Annotated in this window: 17 protein-coding genes; 5 read left to right on the top strand and 12 right to left on the bottom strand. The window is 54.5% G+C overall.

Going from position 1 to position 20,934, the window contains the following annotated elements; genetic code table 11:
- Positions 1-39: 39 nt before the first annotated feature.
- A complete protein-coding gene (locus GNT65_RS15745; protein ID WP_160797922.1) occupies positions 40-756 on the bottom strand; it encodes an oxidative stress defense protein in 717 nt (238 codons plus the stop codon).
- Between the two features lie 475 nt (positions 757-1,231).
- Positions 1,232-1,477, bottom strand: a complete 246-nt coding sequence (locus tag GNT65_RS15740) for a transposase (RefSeq protein ID WP_160797920.1) — start codon at positions 1,475-1,477, stop codon at positions 1,232-1,234.
- A gap of 536 nt (positions 1,478-2,013) precedes the next feature.
- Between GNT65_RS15740 and GNT65_RS15735 the strand changes: the two genes are divergently transcribed.
- The 3 genes from GNT65_RS15735 to GNT65_RS15725 are packed head-to-tail and all read left to right on the top strand — an operon-like array spanning position 2,014 to position 4,147.
- Positions 2,014-2,742 carry a basic amino acid ABC transporter substrate-binding protein gene (locus tag GNT65_RS15735; RefSeq protein WP_160797918.1) on the top strand — a complete coding sequence of 243 codons (729 nt, stop codon included), beginning with the start codon at positions 2,014-2,016 and terminating at the stop codon, positions 2,740-2,742.
- 6 nt (positions 2,743-2,748) lie between these two features.
- Positions 2,749-3,429, top strand: coding sequence for an amino acid ABC transporter permease (locus GNT65_RS15730; RefSeq protein ID WP_160797916.1), 681 nt, complete (start codon positions 2,749-2,751; stop codon positions 3,427-3,429).
- Complete coding sequence (locus tag GNT65_RS15725; protein WP_160797914.1) at positions 3,422-4,147, top strand: ATP-binding cassette domain-containing protein; 726 nt, start codon at positions 3,422-3,424, stop codon at positions 4,145-4,147. The genes GNT65_RS15730 and GNT65_RS15725 overlap by 8 nt, the downstream gene beginning before the upstream one ends.
- A 45-nt stretch (positions 4,148-4,192) precedes the next feature.
- On the opposite strand, the gene GNT65_RS15720 is transcribed toward GNT65_RS15725, so the two are convergent.
- The 4 genes from GNT65_RS15720 to GNT65_RS15705 all read right to left on the bottom strand — a co-directional run bounded on the left by GNT65_RS15720 (position 4,193) and on the right by GNT65_RS15705 (position 10,523).
- The gene (locus GNT65_RS15720) at positions 4,193-5,236 is read right to left on the bottom strand and encodes a diguanylate cyclase domain-containing protein (protein WP_160797912.1); all 1,044 of its coding nucleotides are present in this window, start codon (positions 5,234-5,236) and stop codon (positions 4,193-4,195) included.
- Between the two features lie 258 nt (positions 5,237-5,494).
- Positions 5,495-9,061 carry a zinc-dependent metalloprotease gene (locus GNT65_RS15715; RefSeq protein ID WP_160797901.1) on the bottom strand — a complete coding sequence of 1,189 codons (3,567 nt, stop codon included), beginning with the start codon at positions 9,059-9,061 and terminating at the stop codon, positions 5,495-5,497.
- 37 nt (positions 9,062-9,098) lie between these two features.
- Positions 9,099-9,863 carry a hypothetical protein gene (locus GNT65_RS15710; RefSeq protein WP_160797899.1) on the bottom strand — a complete coding sequence of 255 codons (765 nt, stop codon included), beginning with the start codon at positions 9,861-9,863 and terminating at the stop codon, positions 9,099-9,101.
- Positions 9,864-10,088: 225 nt separating this feature from the next.
- Positions 10,089-10,523 carry a hypothetical protein gene (locus GNT65_RS15705; protein WP_160797897.1) on the bottom strand — a complete coding sequence of 145 codons (435 nt, stop codon included), beginning with the start codon at positions 10,521-10,523 and terminating at the stop codon, positions 10,089-10,091.
- A gap of 612 nt (positions 10,524-11,135) precedes the next feature.
- Here GNT65_RS15705 and GNT65_RS15700 point away from each other — a divergent pair.
- Positions 11,136-12,194, top strand: a complete 1,059-nt coding sequence (locus tag GNT65_RS15700) for a glucosaminidase domain-containing protein (protein ID WP_160797895.1) — start codon at positions 11,136-11,138, stop codon at positions 12,192-12,194.
- A gap of 13 nt (positions 12,195-12,207) precedes the next feature.
- Here the strand turns inward: GNT65_RS15700 and nrfD are convergent, their stop codons facing one another.
- The 4 genes from nrfD to GNT65_RS15680 all read right to left on the bottom strand — a co-directional run bounded on the left by nrfD (position 12,208) and on the right by GNT65_RS15680 (position 14,923).
- The gene (gene nrfD / locus GNT65_RS15695) at positions 12,208-13,149 is read right to left on the bottom strand and encodes a cytochrome c nitrite reductase subunit NrfD (RefSeq protein WP_160797893.1); all 942 of its coding nucleotides are present in this window, start codon (positions 13,147-13,149) and stop codon (positions 12,208-12,210) included.
- Positions 13,146-13,838, bottom strand: a complete 693-nt coding sequence (locus tag GNT65_RS15690; RefSeq protein WP_160797891.1) for a 4Fe-4S dicluster domain-containing protein — start codon at positions 13,836-13,838, stop codon at positions 13,146-13,148. The genes nrfD and GNT65_RS15690 overlap by 4 nt, the downstream gene beginning before the upstream one ends.
- Before the next feature lie 10 nt (positions 13,839-13,848).
- A complete protein-coding gene (locus GNT65_RS15685; RefSeq protein ID WP_160797889.1) occupies positions 13,849-14,316 on the bottom strand; it encodes a nitrite reductase in 468 nt (155 codons plus the stop codon).
- Positions 14,317-14,413: 97 nt separating this feature from the next.
- Positions 14,414-14,923 carry a PDDEXK family nuclease gene (locus GNT65_RS15680; protein ID WP_160797887.1) on the bottom strand — a complete coding sequence of 170 codons (510 nt, stop codon included), beginning with the start codon at positions 14,921-14,923 and terminating at the stop codon, positions 14,414-14,416.
- A gap of 381 nt (positions 14,924-15,304) precedes the next feature.
- Between GNT65_RS15680 and GNT65_RS15675 the strand changes: the two genes are divergently transcribed.
- Positions 15,305-16,279 carry a LysR family transcriptional regulator gene (locus GNT65_RS15675; RefSeq protein WP_160797885.1) on the top strand — a complete coding sequence of 325 codons (975 nt, stop codon included), beginning with the start codon at positions 15,305-15,307 and terminating at the stop codon, positions 16,277-16,279.
- Positions 16,280-16,290: 11 nt separating this feature from the next.
- Here the strand turns inward: GNT65_RS15675 and GNT65_RS15670 are convergent, their stop codons facing one another.
- Positions 16,291-17,268 (bottom strand): LysR family transcriptional regulator, encoded by a 978-nt coding sequence (locus tag GNT65_RS15670; protein ID WP_160797883.1) that lies wholly within the window; start codon positions 17,266-17,268, stop codon positions 16,291-16,293.
- 269 nt (positions 17,269-17,537) lie between these two features.
- A complete protein-coding gene (locus GNT65_RS15665; protein ID WP_160797881.1) occupies positions 17,538-20,723 on the bottom strand; it encodes a DUF2339 domain-containing protein in 3,186 nt (1,061 codons plus the stop codon).
- Positions 20,724-20,934: the final 211 nt, after the last annotated feature.

The following is a 20,934-nucleotide window of genomic DNA, read 5'->3' as shown; positions in this document are numbered from 1 at the left end:
ACCGACGTCAGTCGGCGGGCTTGAAAGCGTTAATTGCTATTACTTGAGGCGGTAGATCACCTCGACGCGATCCCTGATGCTGGTCTGCGCCTCCTGATAACTCTCGGCGATATCTCCAGGGGCTGCGGCGCTCATCTTATACATCATGGGGCGCACCGGGCCCTGTGCCTGATAGCGGATCTCCCATACGCCATCTATGCGCTCGCCGAAACCTTCGGCCAGAGCGGCGGCCTTCTGCTTGGCATCCTTGATTGCCATCAGCCTGGCCTGCTCTATCATCTCCGCCTCCTTGCTGGATTTAAAGTTGATCTGATGGATGCGGTTGATCCCTTGCTGCAACGCGCTGTCGAGCAGGTCGTTGAGCTTGTCCAGTGCCCTTAGTGTGACCACCACCTGGCGGCTGGCGAGGTAGCCAATCTCCTTGTTGGTGCGTGTCTCCGGGTCGTACAGATAGTCGGGACGCAGATTCAGGTTGGCGCTCTGAACATCTTCGCGTGCGATCCCCGCCTTGGCTAACCTGGCCAGGAAGTCGCTGACCGCCTTATCCGAACCCGCCTTGGCCTTGGCCGGATTGTCGGCCTTAGTGACTACCTCTACGCTGAGTTCGGCCATGTCGGCCTTGACGACCAGCTCGCTGGTGCCGACTGTTTCGATATGGGGGAAGTCTAGCTCTGCGGCGGCCGCGCTGGGGAGGGCAAACAGGCTGCCGGTGAAAACCAATGAGCCAAATAGGCTAGCAATCAGGGTCTTTTTCATCGAATACTCCAAACGCACTTAATAGTGACAAATCAGTAGATAAGAATAAGTTGTTTGAGCATATAGACGCAGGATTTCTGAGAAGGGGTTAAATAAAATGAAAATTTTTCTCTGGGCTGTTGGGGAGGCTTCACCTAAAAGAAAAAACCTGGTGATAGAGCATCCTGCCTATCACCAGGCGAAAGCGCCTTTGGGGGAGCGCTGGGGAAGCTGCGAATAAGTCCTTGTGGGACTCGTTTGCATCTTCCCTAGAGGTGCCACCTGTAAAACACCTCTTTTAAATGGCTTTGCGATTCAGGCCCGTCGTAGGTCTCTGGTCCCCGACTTAGGCTATTATGTTTGCTGCCCTCTAACCTGAGATCCCATGCTTCCTGCAGACCACTTATTTTGTTTCCATCTTGTTTTCTTGCCTTCTCTAGCCCTTGGCGATTCGATTAAGCCCTTAGCGAACTAAATTAGCCCTTGGTGAATCGACTTATCCTTGGATAAGCTTGAGCTCACGCATGAGCTGATTGAGTTGTAGGGTGAGGCGGTCTATTTCCGCCCTTAGCACACCCACGCGTCCACCTTGCTGCTCACTCTGGCGAACCAGCTGGTAGACTGTCTTGGTTGAGACGCCAAACTGTTTGGCAACATCCGATAGTAGGCAGTTGTTACTCTTGACCTCGGCGACGATCCGCTCTGCCATCTTAGGCGTGATACTCTTAGATAATGTACTCATCTGTGACTCCTTATGGATGACTCGTCGTGCTTGCCTACTCGACGTCCCACTGGCTGATGCCGAGATGAAAGATAAACTGCCAATTTTCGAGGCGGCTGACCGCCATTAACCAAGGTTTCATTTACAACTCCTTATAGGGTGGTGCTTCATTTATCTCTGGCAAATGCGCCCGCCCTAACGACTACCTATAAAGTATTATGTAAGTTCTGTACCAACTTTTTCCAATCTTCTTAATTTATTGATTTGTATTAATTTTGTTGATTTTTAATCGGAGTTGATGAGTGTGACGTCGCGCACAGTGCTCACCAACTTGGTGCCGTCATGGTTTGCAATGGTGCAAGTCTGCAAGTGTGCAAGTTTGGATAGGCGCCGCTTTGGGCTGGCCGAGCTACACTGACGGATAGGTGGGGTTATGTTAATAAAAAGCAAACAAAATGACTAAATAGTCATTTTTATCGCATAAGTATTGACTGTGTGAGTCGGGCTGCCTATAGTCGTGGCCAATTGAGCGTATATTCCTGGTAAGAGAGTAAATAATGAACAAATCTATCCTGTTAGCCGGTTTTACGGCCCTATTGCTGCTGAGTGGCTGTGGTAAAGAGAAAGATTATCTGGTGGTGGGCACCAATGCGGCCTTTCCTCCCTTCGAATATGTAGGCGGTGTCAGCGGCGATCAGGTGATGGGATTCGATATCGACTTGGCCCGCAAGATTGCCGAGGATGCGGGCAAGACCCTAAAGGTTGAGAACATGAAGTTCGACTCGCTTATCGTGGCTCTCAATGCCGGCAAGATAGATATGATCGCCTCGGGCATGACCATCACCCCCGAGCGTCAGGCCAGCGTCGACTTCTCCGAGCCCTACTACGAGGCGACCCAGGTTGTTTTGGTCAACAAGCAGGATGACAGCATCCACAGCCTGGCGGATCTCGCCGGTAAACACTTCGCGGTGCAGCTGGGCTCAACCGCCGACATTATGGCGAAGAAGTACACCCAGTCGGTGACCGCCTTCAATACCGGCTTCGAGGCGATCATGGAGCTGAAGAACGGCAAGGTGGATCTCGTGCTGTTCGACAGCGAGCCGGCCGCCAACTACCTGGCCAAGAACCCACAGCTCAAGCTTATCAGCCTGGATTTCCCGCCAGAGTTTTATGGTTTCGCCGTGGCCAAGAGCCAGCCCGAGCTGCTGGCCAGCATCAACAAGACGTTGGCAACCATAAAGCAAAACGGTGAATACGACGCCCTGCTCGCCAAACATATGAAGTAGGCCGCCATGTTAGATGCAATTAATTCCTCGCTGTTTACGCCCATAGGTGAAGATGGGCTCATAGGTATCTACCTGATCCTCAATGGCTTAAAGGTGACGCTTATCGTAACCCTGTTCGCCATGATCTTGGGTGCCATGCTGGGGGTAGCCACCACATTGATGAAGATGTCCAGTCGTTGGTATCTGCGCTGGCCCGCCAACCTCTATGTGGGGGTGATACGCGGCACCCCAGTAGTGGTGCAGCTAGTGATCCTCTACTTTATCGTGCTGGCCACCTGGGACGTGGACAAGGTGAGCGCCGCCATCATCGCCTTCGGCCTCAACAGCGGCGCCTATATCTCCGAGATCATCCGCGCCGGCATACAGGCGGTGGACAAGGGGCAGACTGAGGCGGCGCGCTCCCTGGGCCTGTCGCAGGCGGTCACCATGAAGGAGGTGATCCTGCCCCAGGCGATCAAGAACATTCTCCCCGCCCTGGGTAACGAGTTTATCGTGCTGCTGAAGGAGACGGCGGTGATAGGCTTCATCGGCGGCGTAGATCTGATGCGCTCGGGCGAGATCATCCGTAGCCGCACCTTCGAAGACAGCGTGCCCCTGTTTACCTGTGCACTCATCTACCTGGCGTTGACCTATAGCTTCACCTTTATGTTGTCGAAGTTTGAGAAGAGGCTTAAGCAAAGTGATTAAGATTAGCAATCTGCATAAATATTTCGGCGACAACCAGGTGCTCAAGGGGATCGACGAGTCGATCGCAAGAGGCGAGGTGGTCAGCGTCATCGGTCCCAGTGGCAGCGGCAAGAGCACCTTCCTGCGCTGCATCAACCTGCTGGAACAGCCTACCCAGGGGGAGATAGTGATCGACGGTCAGTCGATCACCGCGCCCGATGCCTGCATCGACAAGCTGCGGCAGAAGGTGGGTATGGTGTTCCAAAACTTTAACCTCTTCCCCCACAAGACGGTGCAGCAAAACATCACCCTGGCGCCGGTGAAGCTGGGCTTGATGACCCAGGCGGAGGCCGACACTGAGGCGAAGCGCCTGCTGGAGCAGGTGGGACTGAGTGATAAGGCGAGTGCCTATCCCGCCAGCCTATCGGGCGGTCAGAAGCAAAGGGTGGCCATCGCCCGAGCCCTGGCGATGAAGCCCGAGCTGATGCTGTTCGACGAGCCCACCTCGGCGCTGGATCCTGAGATGGTGGGCGATGTGCTGGATGTCATGAAACAGCTGGCACAGGCGGGGATGACCATGGTGATAGTCACCCACGAGATGGGCTTTGCCAAGGATGTCTCAGATCGGGTGATCTTTATGGATGGGGGCTATGTGGTGGAGAGTAATGTGCCCGCACTGTTGTTTGGTCAGCCCCAGGAGCCGCGCACTCAGGCGTTCTTGAGCAAGGTGCTCAGGTAGGCCAAGTGCACAGGTTGGTGGTTAAGTGTTAGATAAGCCGGGGAATTACTGCCCGGCAGCTTGCTCGGCCTGCCAGAACTGGTAGTCGTGTTTGCCCTGAGCCTTGACCCTATACATGGCGGCGTCGGCAAATTCGCAGGCGGTGACAAAGTCATCGCTCGGGGCGAAGCTATAGATGCCGATACTCAGGCCGAGTTTGACCTCTGTGCCCTCTAAGATGATCGCCTGACGGTAGACATCCAACAGCGACTGGGCCCGCTCGCTCAGCAGGGTCTGGTCCTGGCTGGGGTGCAAAATCAGAAACTCATCGCCGCCGAGACGGGCGATATGGGCCTGAGTGCCGATCACACCCCTGAGGGTGTCGGCCACGTGGATCAGCAGATGATCGCCAAACTTGTGGCCCAGCTTGTCGTTGAGCTCCTTAAAGCCATCGAGATCGATGAAGAAGATGCTGCCCGTCGAGTGCTGGTATTCCTGCTCGAAGGCCTGGGTGATCGCCTGACGATTGCTCAGGTTGGTAAGGGGGTCGCAGTGGGCCAGTTCAGACAGCTCCTGCTCGTAGCGTTTCTCCTGGGTGATATCCATGTGAGTGCCCATCATGCGTAGTGGGGTGCCATCTGGCTTACGCTCGACGATACGGCCACGGTCCGATACCCAGGTGACCGAGCCATTCTTGTGGATCATGCGGTGTACCGCCTGATAGTAGTCAGACTTGCCCTCTACATGATCTTCGAAGGCCTTGATCACCCACTCCTTATCCTCCGGATGCAGGTTTTGTTTCCAGCTGTCCACATGGGCCGCCAGCTCTTCGCGGCTAAAGCCCAGCAGCTCGCCCCAGCGCATGTTGAAGATGGTCAGGTTACCGCTGGGAAGATGTTGCTCCCACAGGCAGAGACGGTTGCCATCCAGCGCGGCAAAAAGCTTCTCTTCGGCGCGATCGTTGAGCAGCTTTAACTTGGCGTTTTCGCGTTTAAGCACTGCATTTTCGGCTTTTAGCTCGGCAATGAGGTCGGCCTTTGGCTCGGAACTGTTTTCCGCCGATGACTCGGCATTGGCTAACTGATTGGATGGCTGCTCATCCGGCTCCATCGAGGGGACTCTCCTATGTGTCGGTCAGTCATAAGTTAACCATTATTGGGTAGTGAAACAACCATCTAAATAAGATGATACATTTTGCTACACATGTTGCATCCCAGCTCTGTTGCCGGATAGGGCCCCTCGGTGGGTGAGATTACTGGGACGAGACGGGAATTATTGTCGTGGCTTATTGCTAAGTCACTAGCACTTAAGAAAAAAAGAAGCCGACAGGCGGCTTCTTTCTTATTTGGCTTGGTGTGACCCGCTGGCTTAGAGCACCGGCAGGTAAGTGATCACTCGCTCATCGCGGGCGATGATGGGGTCGACCACCAGTTGCTGGAAGGTCTCGCCCTTGCTGTTCATCTGATGCCTCATCAGCTCCGGCGAGCTGGCGATGAGCGCCTTGAGCGTAGCTATCTGCTCAATCAGCATGAGGGCCAGCTGGTTCTCCTCGGTCGCCACATAGTTTTTGCCCTGTAGGCTGATCTGCTTGCTGGCGGCAACGGCGTCGCTGGCAAGATGAATGCCCACATACTCGCGCCATACTCTGGCCTTTTCTTCGCCGCGATAGTCGCTGTCGCGCGATGCCAACACCACCTGCTTAAGCATCATCTGCAGCAGGTTGCTCTTACCCTTCATCTCATAGCTGCTCTGGGGGAAGCCGAAGTAGCGTCCAAGAGAGGTAGCGTAGCTAGGAAGCGCCTCGATATGCTGGTCGGCATAGTCAACGTCGTTGACATAGTACTTGGCATCCACCGCCTTACAGCTATCGCTCAGCACAGGCTTGGTTAGGTACTGGTTGATATCCTGAACCGTATTGCCCTGCGTCATTTGACACAGCATACCTTCGAGCTGATCCTTCACCTTAGGATAATCCGCCAGGGCGTAGTAGGTGCGGCCCGTGGTGCTGCGAGGTGACTTGCGGGTCAGCAGCTGACGCATCGCCAGTAGCTTATCGGGCCACATGCCCAGCACGTCACGCTCGTTGACATAAGGGTGATTCGGGCTCGACGCCGGGGCCTTGATGCCGTTGAGCAGGCGTCCCTTGTTGGCGCTGACATCGGCGTAGAGCAGGTCCTGATAGGCCTCGACGATATCGGCCTTGAGCAACAGCTCTTTTAGTTTTTCAGGGGCTTGCTCATAGGCGGTGATGATCTGACCCAGATCGAAACCTTCATCCAGTTTGCTGGCATTGAGACGGTAGAGACGAGTCAGGATATCTTCCAGCGAGTGCACCTTGGTCAGGGCGCGGCTGTCGTCGCTATTCATACGATAAGTGACATGCAGGTAGATGTCGCTCAGACCGGCCGCGGTGAGGAAGGTGTCGGCCGCCTTTTCGACTGCCCGCTGTGAGGCGCAGAACCAGTAGTTCTCATGGCCTGTGCAGAACTCGGCCAGCTCGTTCTGATCGAAGGCAAACAGCTCCTCAACCGTGGCGGTGTCTTCGACAAATTGGCGTATGTTGTTAAAGCCCCTCAGGCGGTTGATGGTGTAAGGCAGGATATGATCTTCGAACAGGGTTTGACGGTTATGACGCACGTTCATTGTGTCATAGCTGTCGTGGTAGCTGTCGATATAGTATTGCACTATGTCGTCGTTGTTGGTGCCGGCATCGAAACGGTTACAGTTGGAGTTGAGGGTCACATGGCCGTCGGTACAGAAGGCGAAGTAGCGCAGGTCGTGCTCTTTTCCTATCTGATGCAGGGCACCATATTGGATATCGCCCGTGATATTGCCTTGGCGTAGCTCCTCGCGGCGCTTGGCATCGGCCGCCTCCAGCGAAACCAGGCTGCCATCCTGAGTCTCTACCTGACGACCGTAGCCAAAGCGCAGCGCCGCCAGATCGTACTTCTGGAAGGTGGTGGCGAAACGGTCGGCGTTATAATCCATCTGGCTGGAGAAGTCTGCCTTGACCGTCAGATGAGGATAACCCGCCTCGCTGAAGGCCTGGCTGAACTTGGCGATCTCCTCTTCGTTGAAGAAGTTGGCCTGGTCCCGGCTACCGGCGAAGTTGTGCCTCAGGCCAAGGGTGTGGCCCAGCTCGTGGGTGAGGGTACCGGCAAAGGCCTGAGCCGCCAGCTTAGTTACTAGATCTGCCTGGAAGCTGGTGGGCATCTTCTCGATATCCTTCAGCTTGCCGCCTATGATGCCATCGACCCAGAATTGAGTGTCTTTCCAGTCGATCTCATAGCCCTGAATGCCCCGAGGTAGTTCGCGCAGTGCGCCGCCTGTGAGACCGAAGGCCTGATCCACGCTCATCAGATTATGCTCGGCCCAGAAGGTTTCGGTCTTGTTTTGTTGGTTGACTAGCTCCTCGAAGGGGGCATTGTTGGCATCATCTGTGGAGAGATCCGGGATGATGGTCTGCGGCTGGGCCTCGGTGCGCGGTTGCTGCACCATAGGATCTTGGCTCTGACTGTTCTGCTCGGCAACCAGCTTATTGGCAGCCACCTGATTGGCGCGATCTACCGCCTCCTGTGACGGGGTGTAATCGACCCCGGTGAGAGCTTTGACCGAGTTAGGGTCTAGCATGCCGCGGTTGTAGTCCAGCTGCACCCTGCGGTAGTAGCGGGTCGAGCCCTGCTGCAGGTTGGCGCTGTATTGGTCTACCCGGCCGCTGACGATCTCGCCGGTGAGCGGGTTGGCGGCGGAGGGGCCATAGCCGGCCAAGCCGTTGTCTAGTGGCTCGTCGAACAGTGTGATGTTGCTGTAGCGCAAGTCTCCGTGTCTGCGTTCGTTGGCCTGGGCCAGCTTGAGCTCCGGCAGGCCGGTTTCGAACAGCTTGTTCTGAATGTTGATGGCGGCAATGCTCTGCTTTGCCGCGTCCAGGAAGGGCTGGTTCTTCGGCTCGAAGAAGTTGTTGCTCAAGAAGTAGGTGAGCGCCTCTTTCTTGGGATTAAAATGATTGAGGTATTGGCGTACATAGCCATCCTTACCATCGGCGTTGTTGCCGTCGCGGTATTCATGCTGGGTGCGGAAGAAGCCGAAGGTGCCGTTTTCATCCTCGCTATAAGGGATGGTGACAAAGTCTTCACTGGCCAGCTGATCCAGGGCCACGACCGAGATATATTCAGTGGTGGTGAAGGAGAGGTTGTCGAAGCTGCCCTTGAAGAATTTGCCGAAACAGGCGGGATTGGCCTGGTAGGTGTGCTCGATCTCGAAGTTGATCACGCCCTTGGCCAAGTTCATCTCATAGCCTTCCCAGTTGCCGTCCTTTACCAGGTGGGCCGACTCTGTCTCTGTGGTGCACTGCTTGAAGGTGACCAGATCCGTGTAGTTCTCCTCGGCGATCTGCGCCCCTTCGAACTTAGGTATGAAGAACTTCTTCTGATCCCAGGTGATGTTGCGATCCGTCACCTCTTCCTCGCGGTTGGTGCAGTCGCCCCAGTTGTCCTCCTGGCATTGGAAGTCGATGTAGTCGCCGGGAATGGTCAGCACTGGGGCCTTGTTGTACTCGTTGTCGAAACGCGAGTCGTGGTCCAGACCTATGTTGTCTCTGTCGATCTGACGCAGCTGAATGCCGTTTTCCGTCATCCGCAGGGTCACCAGCTTGGCTTCTCCCTGGGAGAAGCCGTGGATAGGCGCAGAGTAGCGCGGCGCCTCGCCCAGGCTGCGGGTGTAGAGAAAGAGCCGCTCGGGTTGCTTGCTTGCCAGCTCGCCCGTGGTGGTCGAGGAGGTGAGTTGATCCCCCGCCTCGCCAGTGGTGGTGGCATCTTTGAAGTCTTTGACGGCGATCATCCGCTCATCTTTCTTGACCTCCTGGTACGGCTCGTCTGTGCCGCAGGCGCTCAATCCTATCGCGCTCAATATGGCGATGGCGACAGTGCTCTTGTACATTGAAACCTCTCCTAGTTATATAATTTATAAGTACTTTTTATAAATATTTGGTAATTGATAGATAAAACACGGAACTGCGTTCGTCGTAGAGCGTAAAGCTGTGGGACGGGCCGCGATCCGGATCGAAGAAATAGCCGCTGTTGTTGTGGCCTATGGCCGCTACCCAAGTGGGGGCAAACGACCAGCCAATCTCTTCGCTGATGGTGAAACGGTTGTCGTAACGACTGGTGTTGAAGGGCTTGTTCATGGTGTAGGAGGCGTTGACATCCAGGTACCAGTTGTCGATGAACTGCCAGGTGGCGTCGGCTAGCAGGCTGATGCTGTGCTCGATGAAGTGTTCGCCGTGGCGGCCTATCTCATGTTCATAGGCGTTATATTTCAGCCGGGGTGAGAGATAGAAGTTCCAGTCTTGGTTCGGGCGGTAGAAGAGGTAGCCAGCCAGTCTGGGGGCGACCCTCAACTTGTTCTCCTGGCTGGTGTGGCCCGTGGGGAGATAGACCCCCGCGCTGCCCACATAGCTCCAATTATCCCCCAGGCCCTTGGAAGGGGTGCGATACTCTAAGAAGGTGTCGTAGAAATAGGACTGATTGTGGTGGGTTTCTACCTCGCCGCCGCTGGAGAGGCGTATGCTGCCCCAGGTGTCGCGATAGGCTATCCTGCCGCTGGCACTGAGGGCCTGGTAGGAGCTGGGGGCCGATTGCTCGAAGGTGTTGCTGGCGGCGCTGGCACTGATATAACCGGACCAGTGGGAGCTCTTGGTGTCTATGGCGGCGGCGACATTTTCATTATCTGCCCAAGCCATTGTCGAAAATAGCAGACCCAATATTAATACCTGGGATAAATTTAGCTGCCATCCATTTAATGTTGCGTAAAGATTCGCACTCGACAGGCGTGAGTGTGCATAAGGCATGAAATAAACCTCATTTAAATAAATTGAAATAGATATAACGGCCAGGTGTTATTTTGGCTGTCGTTATTTGTGAATGTTTTTATGGTCGTAAATATTGTTTACTCACGGCCATAGGGACTATGAAGGTGTGCCCTTAATAGGTTTGATCCAGCTCATCAATAGTGAGCTGCATTCGATAATACTCTTGGGCGTACGATATTTTCTCAGTCGGTATCTAGGCAGACCGGCAGAGAGGAATAGCAGACAGAAGATCACCGCCGTCAGGTTGATGCTATTACCCTGACTCTCGTGGGTCTCACCGCTCAGTTGTGGGAGAGTTTGCATTGGATGCTGATAAACACAGCGCCAATGCGATGATAATGTTGAATTTAGTCTAGCTGGCGCGACCTCTTTGGTGGCGAGACTTTCCCCATTTATCACACCGCAGCGCAGGGTTTGACTGGTGCTGATGGCGGCTTGCTGCGTCATCAGGCCGTTACTCAGATGAGTGAGTAACAGTAGCCCAAACAAGAGGGTTAAGCTCGATAGTGTGACAGTTCCTTGTTTCAACATATAACCAGCTAAGAATGAAATTTTATATCGTCCGAGTGATACAAAAAGATACATTTAAATTTAAGGCGAATTTTCAATGTATGAAACAGATAAACTTTATTCAATATGAAAATAACATTAAGCTTAATATTGCGGCTTGTGTCACATACATCTGATTATTTGGTGTTTTAATTTAAAAGTTATTAACCTTTTGTTATCTTGCTGTTTACCGAGTTGCCCTGGATTATGGTTGTTTCTAAATTAGAATAAATTTGTGCTGTTGATTCTATAAGAGGAATTAAAAATATTGGTTAAATTAATAATAGATTTATTTAATTAAGGGGAAGAGGATTTAGGCATTATTTTATTAAAGCCTTTAGTCTGGTGTGGATTATTCTTCGACGCTGCGAGTGGCTAGCCATGCCTTAATGTTCAAAGATGAGGCATGCGTCGATGAGCCTGAGCTGGGCTGGGGTCCCAATCTCTCATTCAAGGGCTCATCTAGAGACTCCCGCCGACAGATAGATTAGAGTAAGGGAAAGATTAGCGTTAAGTGATAGATTGACCTGTGCGGTCGATTGGGCATGGTGTTGCCGTGCCCACACCTATCCTAACTTATCCAAAGGAGCCTCTATGCCTGCCGTTAGCCGTATAAAGATTGCACTGCCTCTGCTATTGGTGATCGCCTCGCTGCTGATGCTGTGGGCGCTCTGGTATCGCCCGAGCGACGATGGCCAACTGTCGGCCGCGCTGGCCGCGGCGGGCATGGAGCCGCCGGTGGCAAACGCCGGCGAGCTGGCGACTCCGTCTGATAGTCAGCAGACTCAGACCAGCTTCAAGACTGTCTCCAAGGACCGTCCCACCCAGGCGCCTAAGGATGTGGTGCTTAACTCCCTCGATGAGCTGATCGCCCTGTTCGATAGTCTGGGATATAACCAAGCCGGTTGGCAGGCGGGCAATCGTGAGGTGCCCAGGCTCACCTTCGAGGCCGTGAGTGAGCGCTGGCAGCAGACCTCATCGCAGATCCCGGTGCAGCTTAAGAAGATGGTATTCTTTCGCCTGATGGCGCCGCTTATCCTGGTGGCCAATGAGCAGATATTGCTGGAGCGGCAAGCTATCGCCCAGGCGGAGTTAGATGCCCCCGAGCTGCTGGCCCTGGCGCGCAAGTATCGTCTGCTAACGGATGACAGTGGTAGCCTGACCGAGGAGCAGCGCCAGCAGCTTTTAGCGCGGGTCGATATCATGCCGCCCTCTCTGGTGCTGGCCCAGGCGGCGGAGGAGAGTGGCTGGGCGACGTCGCGCTTTACCGTGGAGGGCAATGCCTTCTTCGGTCAGTGGGATTTTAGCGGCAAGGGGATGACTCCTAAGGCCCAGCGCAAAGAGCTGGGCAACTATGGCCTGGCACGTTTCGATACGCCGCTGGCCTCGGTGCAGGGCTATCTGTTTAACCTAAACACCAATGCTGCTTATCAGTCGTTGAGAGGCTTGAGGGCGCAGCTGCGGGCCGCCAACAAGCCTATTACTGGCCTAGTGCTGGCGGGTACGCTGGACAAATATTCGGAACGAGGTCAGGCCTATATCGACGGCATTCGAGAGATGATCCGCTATAACCGCTTAGAGCAGGTGGATGAAGCCTACCTGAGCGACCGGGCGCCGCTGCATCTAATTAGCGGCGAAGAGGCCCGCGAGTAGGTGCCAATGGGGCTTAGGTCCCCGTCATCTGACCTGTATAGAGGATAAAGTTGCGCAGTAAGAACACCCCTATCAGGCTGAAGCTGGCGGTGACCGCCACATAGGCGAACTTACGATCCGCCGATACCTTCATCCACAGATTGAAAGCCAATGGCAGGGTGAGGCCTATGCCTATTACTCCAGCCCAGAAGATCCAACCCCAGAAGCCGAAGCCCAAGGCGTTAAGCGCCGCCACCTGGCTCTGACCGCCCGAGAGAATCAAGCCTGCAAAGAAGGTAAACAGCAGTCCTATCTCCACTAAGATCAGCGGGATCTCTATGCCGTGAATGAAACGCACCTCGACCCCATTGGGATTTCCCCTGAGCAGCACGCCTCCCAGCAGGGTTGCGGCGGCGCCGGAGGAGAGACCGGAGATCAAGAACAGCAGCGGCAATACCGGGTTATTCAGCAGTGGGAAGCCAATCAGTGCCGACAGCAGGAAGCCGGTATAGGCCCCCAGCGAGATGGCGAGGATCACCAAGATGCCTGTGATCGCCGCTTCCTGTTTCACCAGCCAGTTAAGCAGCCGCTGTACGATAGGCAGGCGTTTGCCTAGCAGCTGAGTGATGCGACGTTGGAAGACGCAGGCGATCCAGGCAAACAGCACCAGCTGGTAGGCCATCAGCACCAGTACCCCCATGGACATCACAGAAGTGGTGTTGTAGAACACCAAGATCTTCCAGAAATCCAGTGGCCGAGTGAGGTCGAACACCAGGATCCCCAGGCCACCAAATACGGCGACCGGCGCTATGATGGCCGCCGCCTGTACGAAGGGCGAATGCCAGGCCTCATGGGCCAGCTTAAAGTGTTTCAGCATGATGGCGAAAAATACCGCCCCGGCAGAGAGGCCGGCGAGGAAGAGGTATATGGCGATAGGCCAATGCCATACCAGGCCTTCGAAATGAAAAGCACTCATAGCATTATCTCCCCATCTATGGTTTGAATATGGAACAGCTTAGGCCGGGTGCCCAGATCCACCTTGGCGCGGTAGCTGGGTTTGGCTTTCAGCAGTTTCACCAGATCCGACTCGGGATCTTTGAGGTTGCCGAAGGTCAGTGCCTTGGTGGGACAGGCCTCGACGCAGGCGGGTTCTAGTCCCTTGGCCAGGCGACTCTTCTGACAGAAGTCGCACTTGTCGGCGGTGCGGGTCTCGGGGTGGATATACCTGACCTGATAGGGGCAGGCGGCGATGCAGTACTGGCAGCCCACGCAGCGGTCGCTATTGACCGCGACTATGCCGGTCGCTTTATCTATATAGGCGGCGCCGGTTGGGCATACCCTGACACAGGGCGCGGCTTCGCAGTGCTGACAAGAGACACGGCTGAAGCGATAGCTTTGCTCTGGATATTCGCCAAAGGGGCCGCTGCGCTCTATTTTCACCCGACTCACGCCGTCGGGAACATGATTGACCTCGCGACAGGCATCAATGCAGGCGTTGCAGCCGATGCAGGCGTTTTCGTCATGTACCATGGCATATTTGATTTCGGGAGTCGCCTCAGCCGCCTGAGTCGAGTCGGCCTGGGGCGAGCGGGTTACGCCATAAAAAGAGGCTCCAGCCAGCAAGGCGCCAACACCCTTGAGAAATTGACGTTTAGATACTTGCATCACAGGCCTCCTATTGTTTGACCTTATGGCAGCCCACACACAGCTGGCTATGTTGCTGCGTATTGAGGGACAACATGGGGTCCGTCTCGGGATGGAGCTTATGGCACTGATCGCAGCCAAGGCGGTTGGCATGCACATTGTGGGTCCATTCAACCTCACCCAGGGCCTGATGGTCGTGACAGGTCAGGCAGATCTCTGTGCGTTGCTCAGCGGTAAGTGGGCTATCTGGGCCAAATGTGTTGAGCGTGGAACCCTTCTTCGGGTGCGTGCCCTTAGGGCCGTGACAGTCCTGGCAGAGAATGGCCAGGCCGGGGCTGGCATGTACGCCCTCGAGTTTACCGTTACGTTTATGACATTTGATGCAGCTGCGGCTGGCTTGCTCGTCGGCGGCGAAGGTGGAGGCCGACATGAGGCCGGTAAGCCCAAGGGCCAAGGCGCTGACCAGCAGCAAGGCAGTGCAAGGGGTAATTCGATACATAATGCATCCTTACACCTCAGTGAGCATGAGTTCGGGGGAACAGGAGCGTCAAGCGGTAGGTTTGACGCTCATCGGGAATCGCTGTGATAGAGACACATCAGGCGGCGAGTGCTGTACGCAGCAGCGCCTCGTCACAATGCTTGTCTTTGTCCAGCTTAATGAATTGAACCCCAATGTAGTCCAAACATTTTTCGACAAATTTCATCTGCTCGGGAGAGCTCGCCGCAGGGTTGCTCACTACGAGTTTGACCGCAGAAGATTCGTTGTCGACGACCACGTAATCAAGGTGGCAGTGCTCCATGAAGTCCTGCACTTCGTCATGGTTTTTGATTGAATCATCTATGTCGACTACATTCACCAGTGATGCGCCATAAAGGATATCGTAGCGATTGGCGGCGATGGCCTTCAGGCCTTTGAGAAAATGCATAGATTCTTTATCGAGTAAATGTGGCTTGATGCTCACAGCGGCATCGACCAGCTGCGCCTCGCTTGAGCTAAAGAACTTAATGCACGTCATGACAAAGGTCACGATGACGAGAGGACAAATGACGAACAAAACAAAGTACATAAACGCGTAACTTAAAATAACGGTAGCGGTGGTGTTCATGATAAACCTCCATGGTTATTTTCATTTTTAACTCTCCACTTAATTATTACGTTGCGCGGAATATTTACAATAACTATTAAAATCGGATTATTAAAATTTAGGTCTGGGTCAGATACTTATTTTTAGCTATTTCATTTTGCAGATAATCAATCCTTGGATATCTGTGTTTTATTTCTTGGATATCTGTGTTTTTACGAGGGGTTAGATTTAAACTTCTTGAAAAATAGTGTCTTGGGTGTGCCTTGTAAATAGTTGAAATTTAAAGGTGTGATCGGGTTCTACTTTATTTATTTTATTTAAAAGTAATGAGCCTATTGTCAGGTTTATTATATTTACTATACTCTGGATGGGTATATTAATTGTCGGGAGAGGTATTTTTAAATGAAAAATATGACTCTAGATAGTTTAGATATGCTTAGCGCCAATATATTAGTTAATTTGTATGAAAAACATTCTGCCTCTTCTGTTGCCATAGAGATGAATATACCGGCGCCTAAGGTGAGCCGCTGTCTACAACAAGCCAGGATGATCTTTAACGATCCCCTCTTCATTCGAAAGAAGCATGGCCTGGAACCCAATGAGTTTACCCGCCAGCTCTATCCCTTGGTGAAAGCCCTGGTGCAGTGCGGCGAGCAGCTGCATCAGTTGGAGCTGTGTCATGGCATGGCTGCTAGCCACAATATGGTGATCTATGTGAGTGATCTGCTGATCGCCCATCTGCCCCAACGTTTGAGTGGCGCTATCAGCGAGGCGCAGCTGCCTATTAGCTATGAGTTGCGTTCCGGCTCGGCCGATATCATTGAAGATCTGGCTCAGGGGCTGGTGGACTTGGCGATTCTCAGCGAGTCCTCGGCGGAAGGGCTGCAAGACTCGCGCCTTGAGGTCGAGCCCCTTAAGCAGCTAACCCATCTGTACCTGCTCTGCTCCCTCAATCATCCTATCTTGCACCAGGAGATCAGCCTGGCCAATATAGCCGCCTATCCCTACCTGAGTGCCTTCAGTCAGATAGACAAACAGTCGCCGGATCCTTTCTTGCGCTACTGTCGGCAGCAAAAGCTGGCCTGTCATCTGGCGCCCACAGATCTGGGGCTGGAGGGGCTGGGGTTTCATCAGCTATTTCGCTACCTCTCCGACGACAAAACCGTGAGTCTGCTGCCCTATAACAAGGTGTATGAGCAGAGCGAGCTGTTACCTGGCCTGCATGTCTGTTGTCTGTCGGCCAATGACACGGAGCGTTTGTATCGGGATCAAGCCTATCCCAGGCTGTATCTGCTGAGCGCCAGGCAGCATAGCTGTACCCACCTAGACTGGTTGAGGCAGGAGATCAGGTTACTGATCAGTCAGAGCGTGCACTAGCCGTTGTATTCTTAGGCTGGGTTAGCGATTCGTTCCTGAACGGCCTCGTCGCAGTGGGTTTGCATCTCATTGAGCTTCTCAGTGAGGAGGTAGCGCAGGCAATTTGCCAGCTGCGGCTTAATGCTCTTATGGCAGTGAAGATAATAACTTTCTCCCGTCAGGCCACTGGTTTGTAGCCAGATCTTGGACACATCCAGATAGTCTACATCGTCGCGATTCTCGAAATAGGCCATAGACATGGCCGAGGAGAGCAGGGCGACATCTTCGCTGTGACTGACATGATCCACCAACATTCGTAGGCTAGGGCTCTTGAGTGCCACATGAATGTCGATCTTTTGGGATCTGGCGTATAGCTCTATGGGGTGGGGCTCCTGTTCATGAAGGTGGGTATTGACCAGAGCCATGTGATAGTCGAACAGCTCTGTCATAGGGGCTGTGCTGTATAGCAGCGGGTGCCCGCGTCTCGTCACGATAAAGAAATGATTGATATCTCCCAGCTTATAGTTGTTAACCATGGGATGGTCGATAGGCTCGGTGGAGATGCTGCAATCCACCTTGCCCTGACACAGACGTTGATTGACCTTGTCGCTCCAAGGCTGAATATTGATGCTGACACCCCCCTCGATACAATTGCAGGTGTTGTGCACACTATTCATCACCATCAGTGACCACTGCTCGTAGGTTGCCACGCTGAGCTGATAGGGCTCGGCGCCCCTGTCTATGGTGGCCGCAACTATCTTGTCGTACTGCTCAACTATGGTCTGTACCATAGGGTAGATGGTTAAGGCGACCTGGTTGGGCTCGAAGCCATACTGCTGGCGGATAAAGAGCTCATCTTCCAGTACCTCACGCAAACAGGTGAGGCTACGACTCACCTTAGACTGGGTGGTGCGCAGCCGCTCAGCCACCGCGCTGCCACTCTTAAGTTCAACCAGCCCGATAAATACCTGCAGAGTATAGTAATCGAGTCGGCTCACCTTCTTTAGCATGACAATATCCTCTCTCGGCAGGTTTCCATGGCTTTAACAGGCACATTTTATAGATCTTATGTCTAAAAATTAATCATTTGCCGAAAGATCCTTGTAGCACGAATTGGTCAAAATTTCTGCGGCTCACGTCACAGTTAACTCGTGGAAAGCTTCAATATGATTGGCTCCAAAGCCTGCCTACTGGGAGGAAGAGTGGGAATGGCTAGCATAGCCAACAAAGCGATACACCTAGTGGCAGCTGTGATTGCCACTAGGTGGGGGAAAGAAAACTAGCCTTGAGCCAACAAACGGTTCTTCTGCTTCTGATAGAAGTAGGCCACCGTCAGCAATATGATGCCAATTATGATGAAGGCCACCACCTTCTGCACCAGCACGAAGGAGGCCATGTCGATAACCAAGATCTTGAGGCAGGCGAGGCCGAAGAGGATCCCCGCCATGCGTATCAGACTGGCCTGTTGTGGCCGCAGGCTGAGGAACATGAGCGCGCTGCCATGGCTCACCAGCAAGATGCTGCTAACCGGCGCGGCGATCTGAGTGCCCAGCTGGTAGCTCCAGAGAAAATAGCTCACCGCCAGCAGGCTGTGCCAGCCCCAGGCCAGGGCGGGTTTTGGCAGCAGCTTCTTGTGAGACTCTATGCCGAGTCGCTTGCCCTTTAGATACCAGGCGAGCACCACGAGTATGCCCAGCTCGCTGAGGCTAAACAGCAGGCTGCTCATATTCAGCCCCAGGGGGCGATCGCCATGCAATATGATGGGCGCCAGCGGCAGCAGGAGAAGCTGGCCATAGGCGAGATCGTAACCTGGTTTCAGCGCCTTGGCGAAACGTCTGCCCAGGGCATTGTCGCGCTCGAGCAGCAGGGCAAAGTAACCGGTCAGTCCCAGGAATACTAGGGACCATCCTGGGGCGATAAGCCCGGACAGGGTCTGCACGGCAACGGCCACTACCAAGGCAAAATAGAAGGGACTCAACTGCCAGGGGAAGCGCAATAATATGCGCCAGCGCCTGTCCAGCTGCCCATAACGGCCGTGCACTGTGCCCAGTGCCAGTGCGCCTATGGCGAGGGCGACTAATCCCTGCCATTGGTTGTCCAGGCAGCTGATGGCGGTAAACAACATGGCTGTTGCACACAGCACTTGCGTTTCGATCACTAGGCTCCTGTGGCGCACAAACCTTGCAAGGCCGAGGGCCATGGCGCTTGCCAGCCAGAGGTAGATGGGCAGCAGCGCTAGATAGCTGCGCAGCACCTTAGGCAGCAGCAGGAGCGGCAGGGCCAGGTAACAGATGAGCTGTACATAGTAGGCCAGGCTCACCAGAGGCGACTGAGGTGTGTATCGCTTATACCAGTAGTAGGCCAGCAGCAGGCAGCTGAACAGTTCGATACGCGCCAGTTTGGCGTTGAGGGGCTGCTGGGCAAAGTTAACGCTGCCCGCCTCGAGCATGCCCAGCATGATAAGGCCGCCCAGTGGCAGTAGCCAGAACCAGGCCATGATCTCGGTAAAGCGCAGCTCGTCTCGTCTGCCGAGGTAGAGCAGCATCAGGGCGATGAGTGGCAGGCCATTGAGGTAATAATCTGGGCTTAAGCAATAGCCGATAAACAGTGCTGTGATCGCCAGCAGCTGACCAAAAGCTCCCTGCAGGGCGCGGCGCAGGAGTTGCTCGCCCTCAGCAAGCTTATCCCCCAGGGCGTCAATCAGGCGTATCGCCTGATAACCGGCGGCGCAGCTCAGCGCCAGGGTGAGAATGAGGATAAGGTTATCGGTCATTCCCGCAGCGCCCCCCAGCTCGCGGTGACTCACCGCCAGGCTGTCGAACAGGGTCAGCAGGTTACTGCCAAGGCCCAAGGCCAGCAGGATATAGGCCTCGGTGCGAATGGCGATAAAGTCATGCTTAGCGCCGAGCCAGAGTAGCAATAGGGCCTCGATCAACAGCACCAAACCAAGGAGATCGGCGCTGATGAGGTAGAGCGCGGCCACCCCGGCGAACACCCCGGCTGCAGCCAGCATCAGCGGCGCTATCAGGTTATCGCGTCGTATCTTCCAATAGAGCAGGGCGCAGATGGCAGCGTTGATCGCGAACAGCTCGCCGGCGTAAGGGGTAAATTCCCCCAGTGTATAGAGGGTAAAACAGAGCATGGCCACAGGCACCATGAGCAGGCGCGCACTTGGCTCACGCTTGGCCTGTAACCACAGGCTACCCAGGCCATAGAGATAGAAGAGGGCGTTAATGCACCCCAGCGCCAGCATCGCCATGGTGTCGATTGGCGCCAGCGGCAGAAACAGGAAGAAGCTCAGCAGCTGCACGCAGGCGATATGCAGCAGCGCGGTTATCTCCAGCAGTACGGGCCAGTTCAGCCTGTGACTCTGCACCAGGGAGCAGGCGCCGATGATCAGCAGGTAGGGCAGGTAGAGCAGTGGTGCCTGGCTGGCATCGAGCAGCATAAGCGGCGCCAGCGAGCCGCCGCACAGGGCGATGATGGCCACCACCTTGGTCTCCAGTTTCATCGCCAGACCGTAACCCAGCAGGGTGTTCATCAGCATCAGCAATAGGGCGGCGCTCTCTGGTATCAGCTCAAAGTAGGGGCCGAGGAAATAGATGGAGAGGTAATTCAAGATGATGCCAAGGCCCACTATGCCTGAGGCATAGTCCTCCATGCCGGGCCGCGCTCGCCGGATAAACAGGCCGCCGGCGATCACGCCATTGGCCGTGATAAGCCCTAGCATGGCCTTGCCAAGCTCGGAGAACCAGTGGTTAATGGAGTATTGCAGCAGGTAGCCGAAGCCCAAGGTCAGGGTGACAATGCCCGCCAGTGTCATCAGAAATACCGCGCCCTGTCCCTTGGCCTGATAGTGTTGATAGAAGGCCTTGGCCTGCTCGCCGAGCCCGCCGAAGGGGCCGAGCAGCAGGTTGACTAGCTGCCCCAGCGAGCCCTGTAGCTGCCCCACCGAGTTGGCCAGCTGTTGGCCAATGCCGGGAGTGCTGGCCTTCTGTTTTGTGGTTCTGTTTGAGCGAGTTGGAGCTTGAGCCTTAACTTGTTCCTCTGCTTGAGGCGTCTGGCGCTGCCAGGCGTCATGGCGATAGCTGGTATCGGCCTGCTGGCTGAGTTCGCCTTGCTGGGATGAATGAGTCTGCTCTGACTGCGCTGCTTGTGAAGGCTCTGGCGGGGTCTGCCATGGCAGGTATTGGTTTGAGTGGCTTGACGCCGAAGTTAAATGAGGCTGCTGTGAGTCATCTTGCGTAGCCTTCTCTTGGGTTGAAAGTGCTTGTTGCGACAGCGCCAGATCCGAAGCCTCGGCCTGGTCATAGCCCTCCAGGGCATTTACCCGCGCGTTGAGCTCGGCCAGTTGCTGGCTAAACTCCGCTAACTGACTCGTGAGCGCCGCGCGGTCCGATGCCTGTTGTGACTGCATCGCCTCCAGGGCCTGAGTGAGCTTGTTGACATCTTCCTTTAGTGTCATCGCCTTTCCTTTGGTCTTGCCAACTTGTCCTAAGAGTTATCATTGTACTTGTAGTATAGGCACTTAGGGAAGCGGTTGAATTTTGAGTGAATGCGGACGTTCATTCGTTTTCCAAACGCTCTTTGGATTAGCGGAGTGGGATGTGCGACCTGACGGTCGAGGTAAGTCGTGGAACTCCGTTCCACACCAGGGCAAGAGGGGGATCTCCAGC

Source organism: Shewanella insulae (assembly GCF_009831655.1).
Classification (GTDB): Bacteria; Pseudomonadota; Gammaproteobacteria; order Enterobacterales; family Shewanellaceae; genus Shewanella; species Shewanella insulae.
This window is presented reverse-complemented; position numbering and strand designations above follow the sequence as displayed.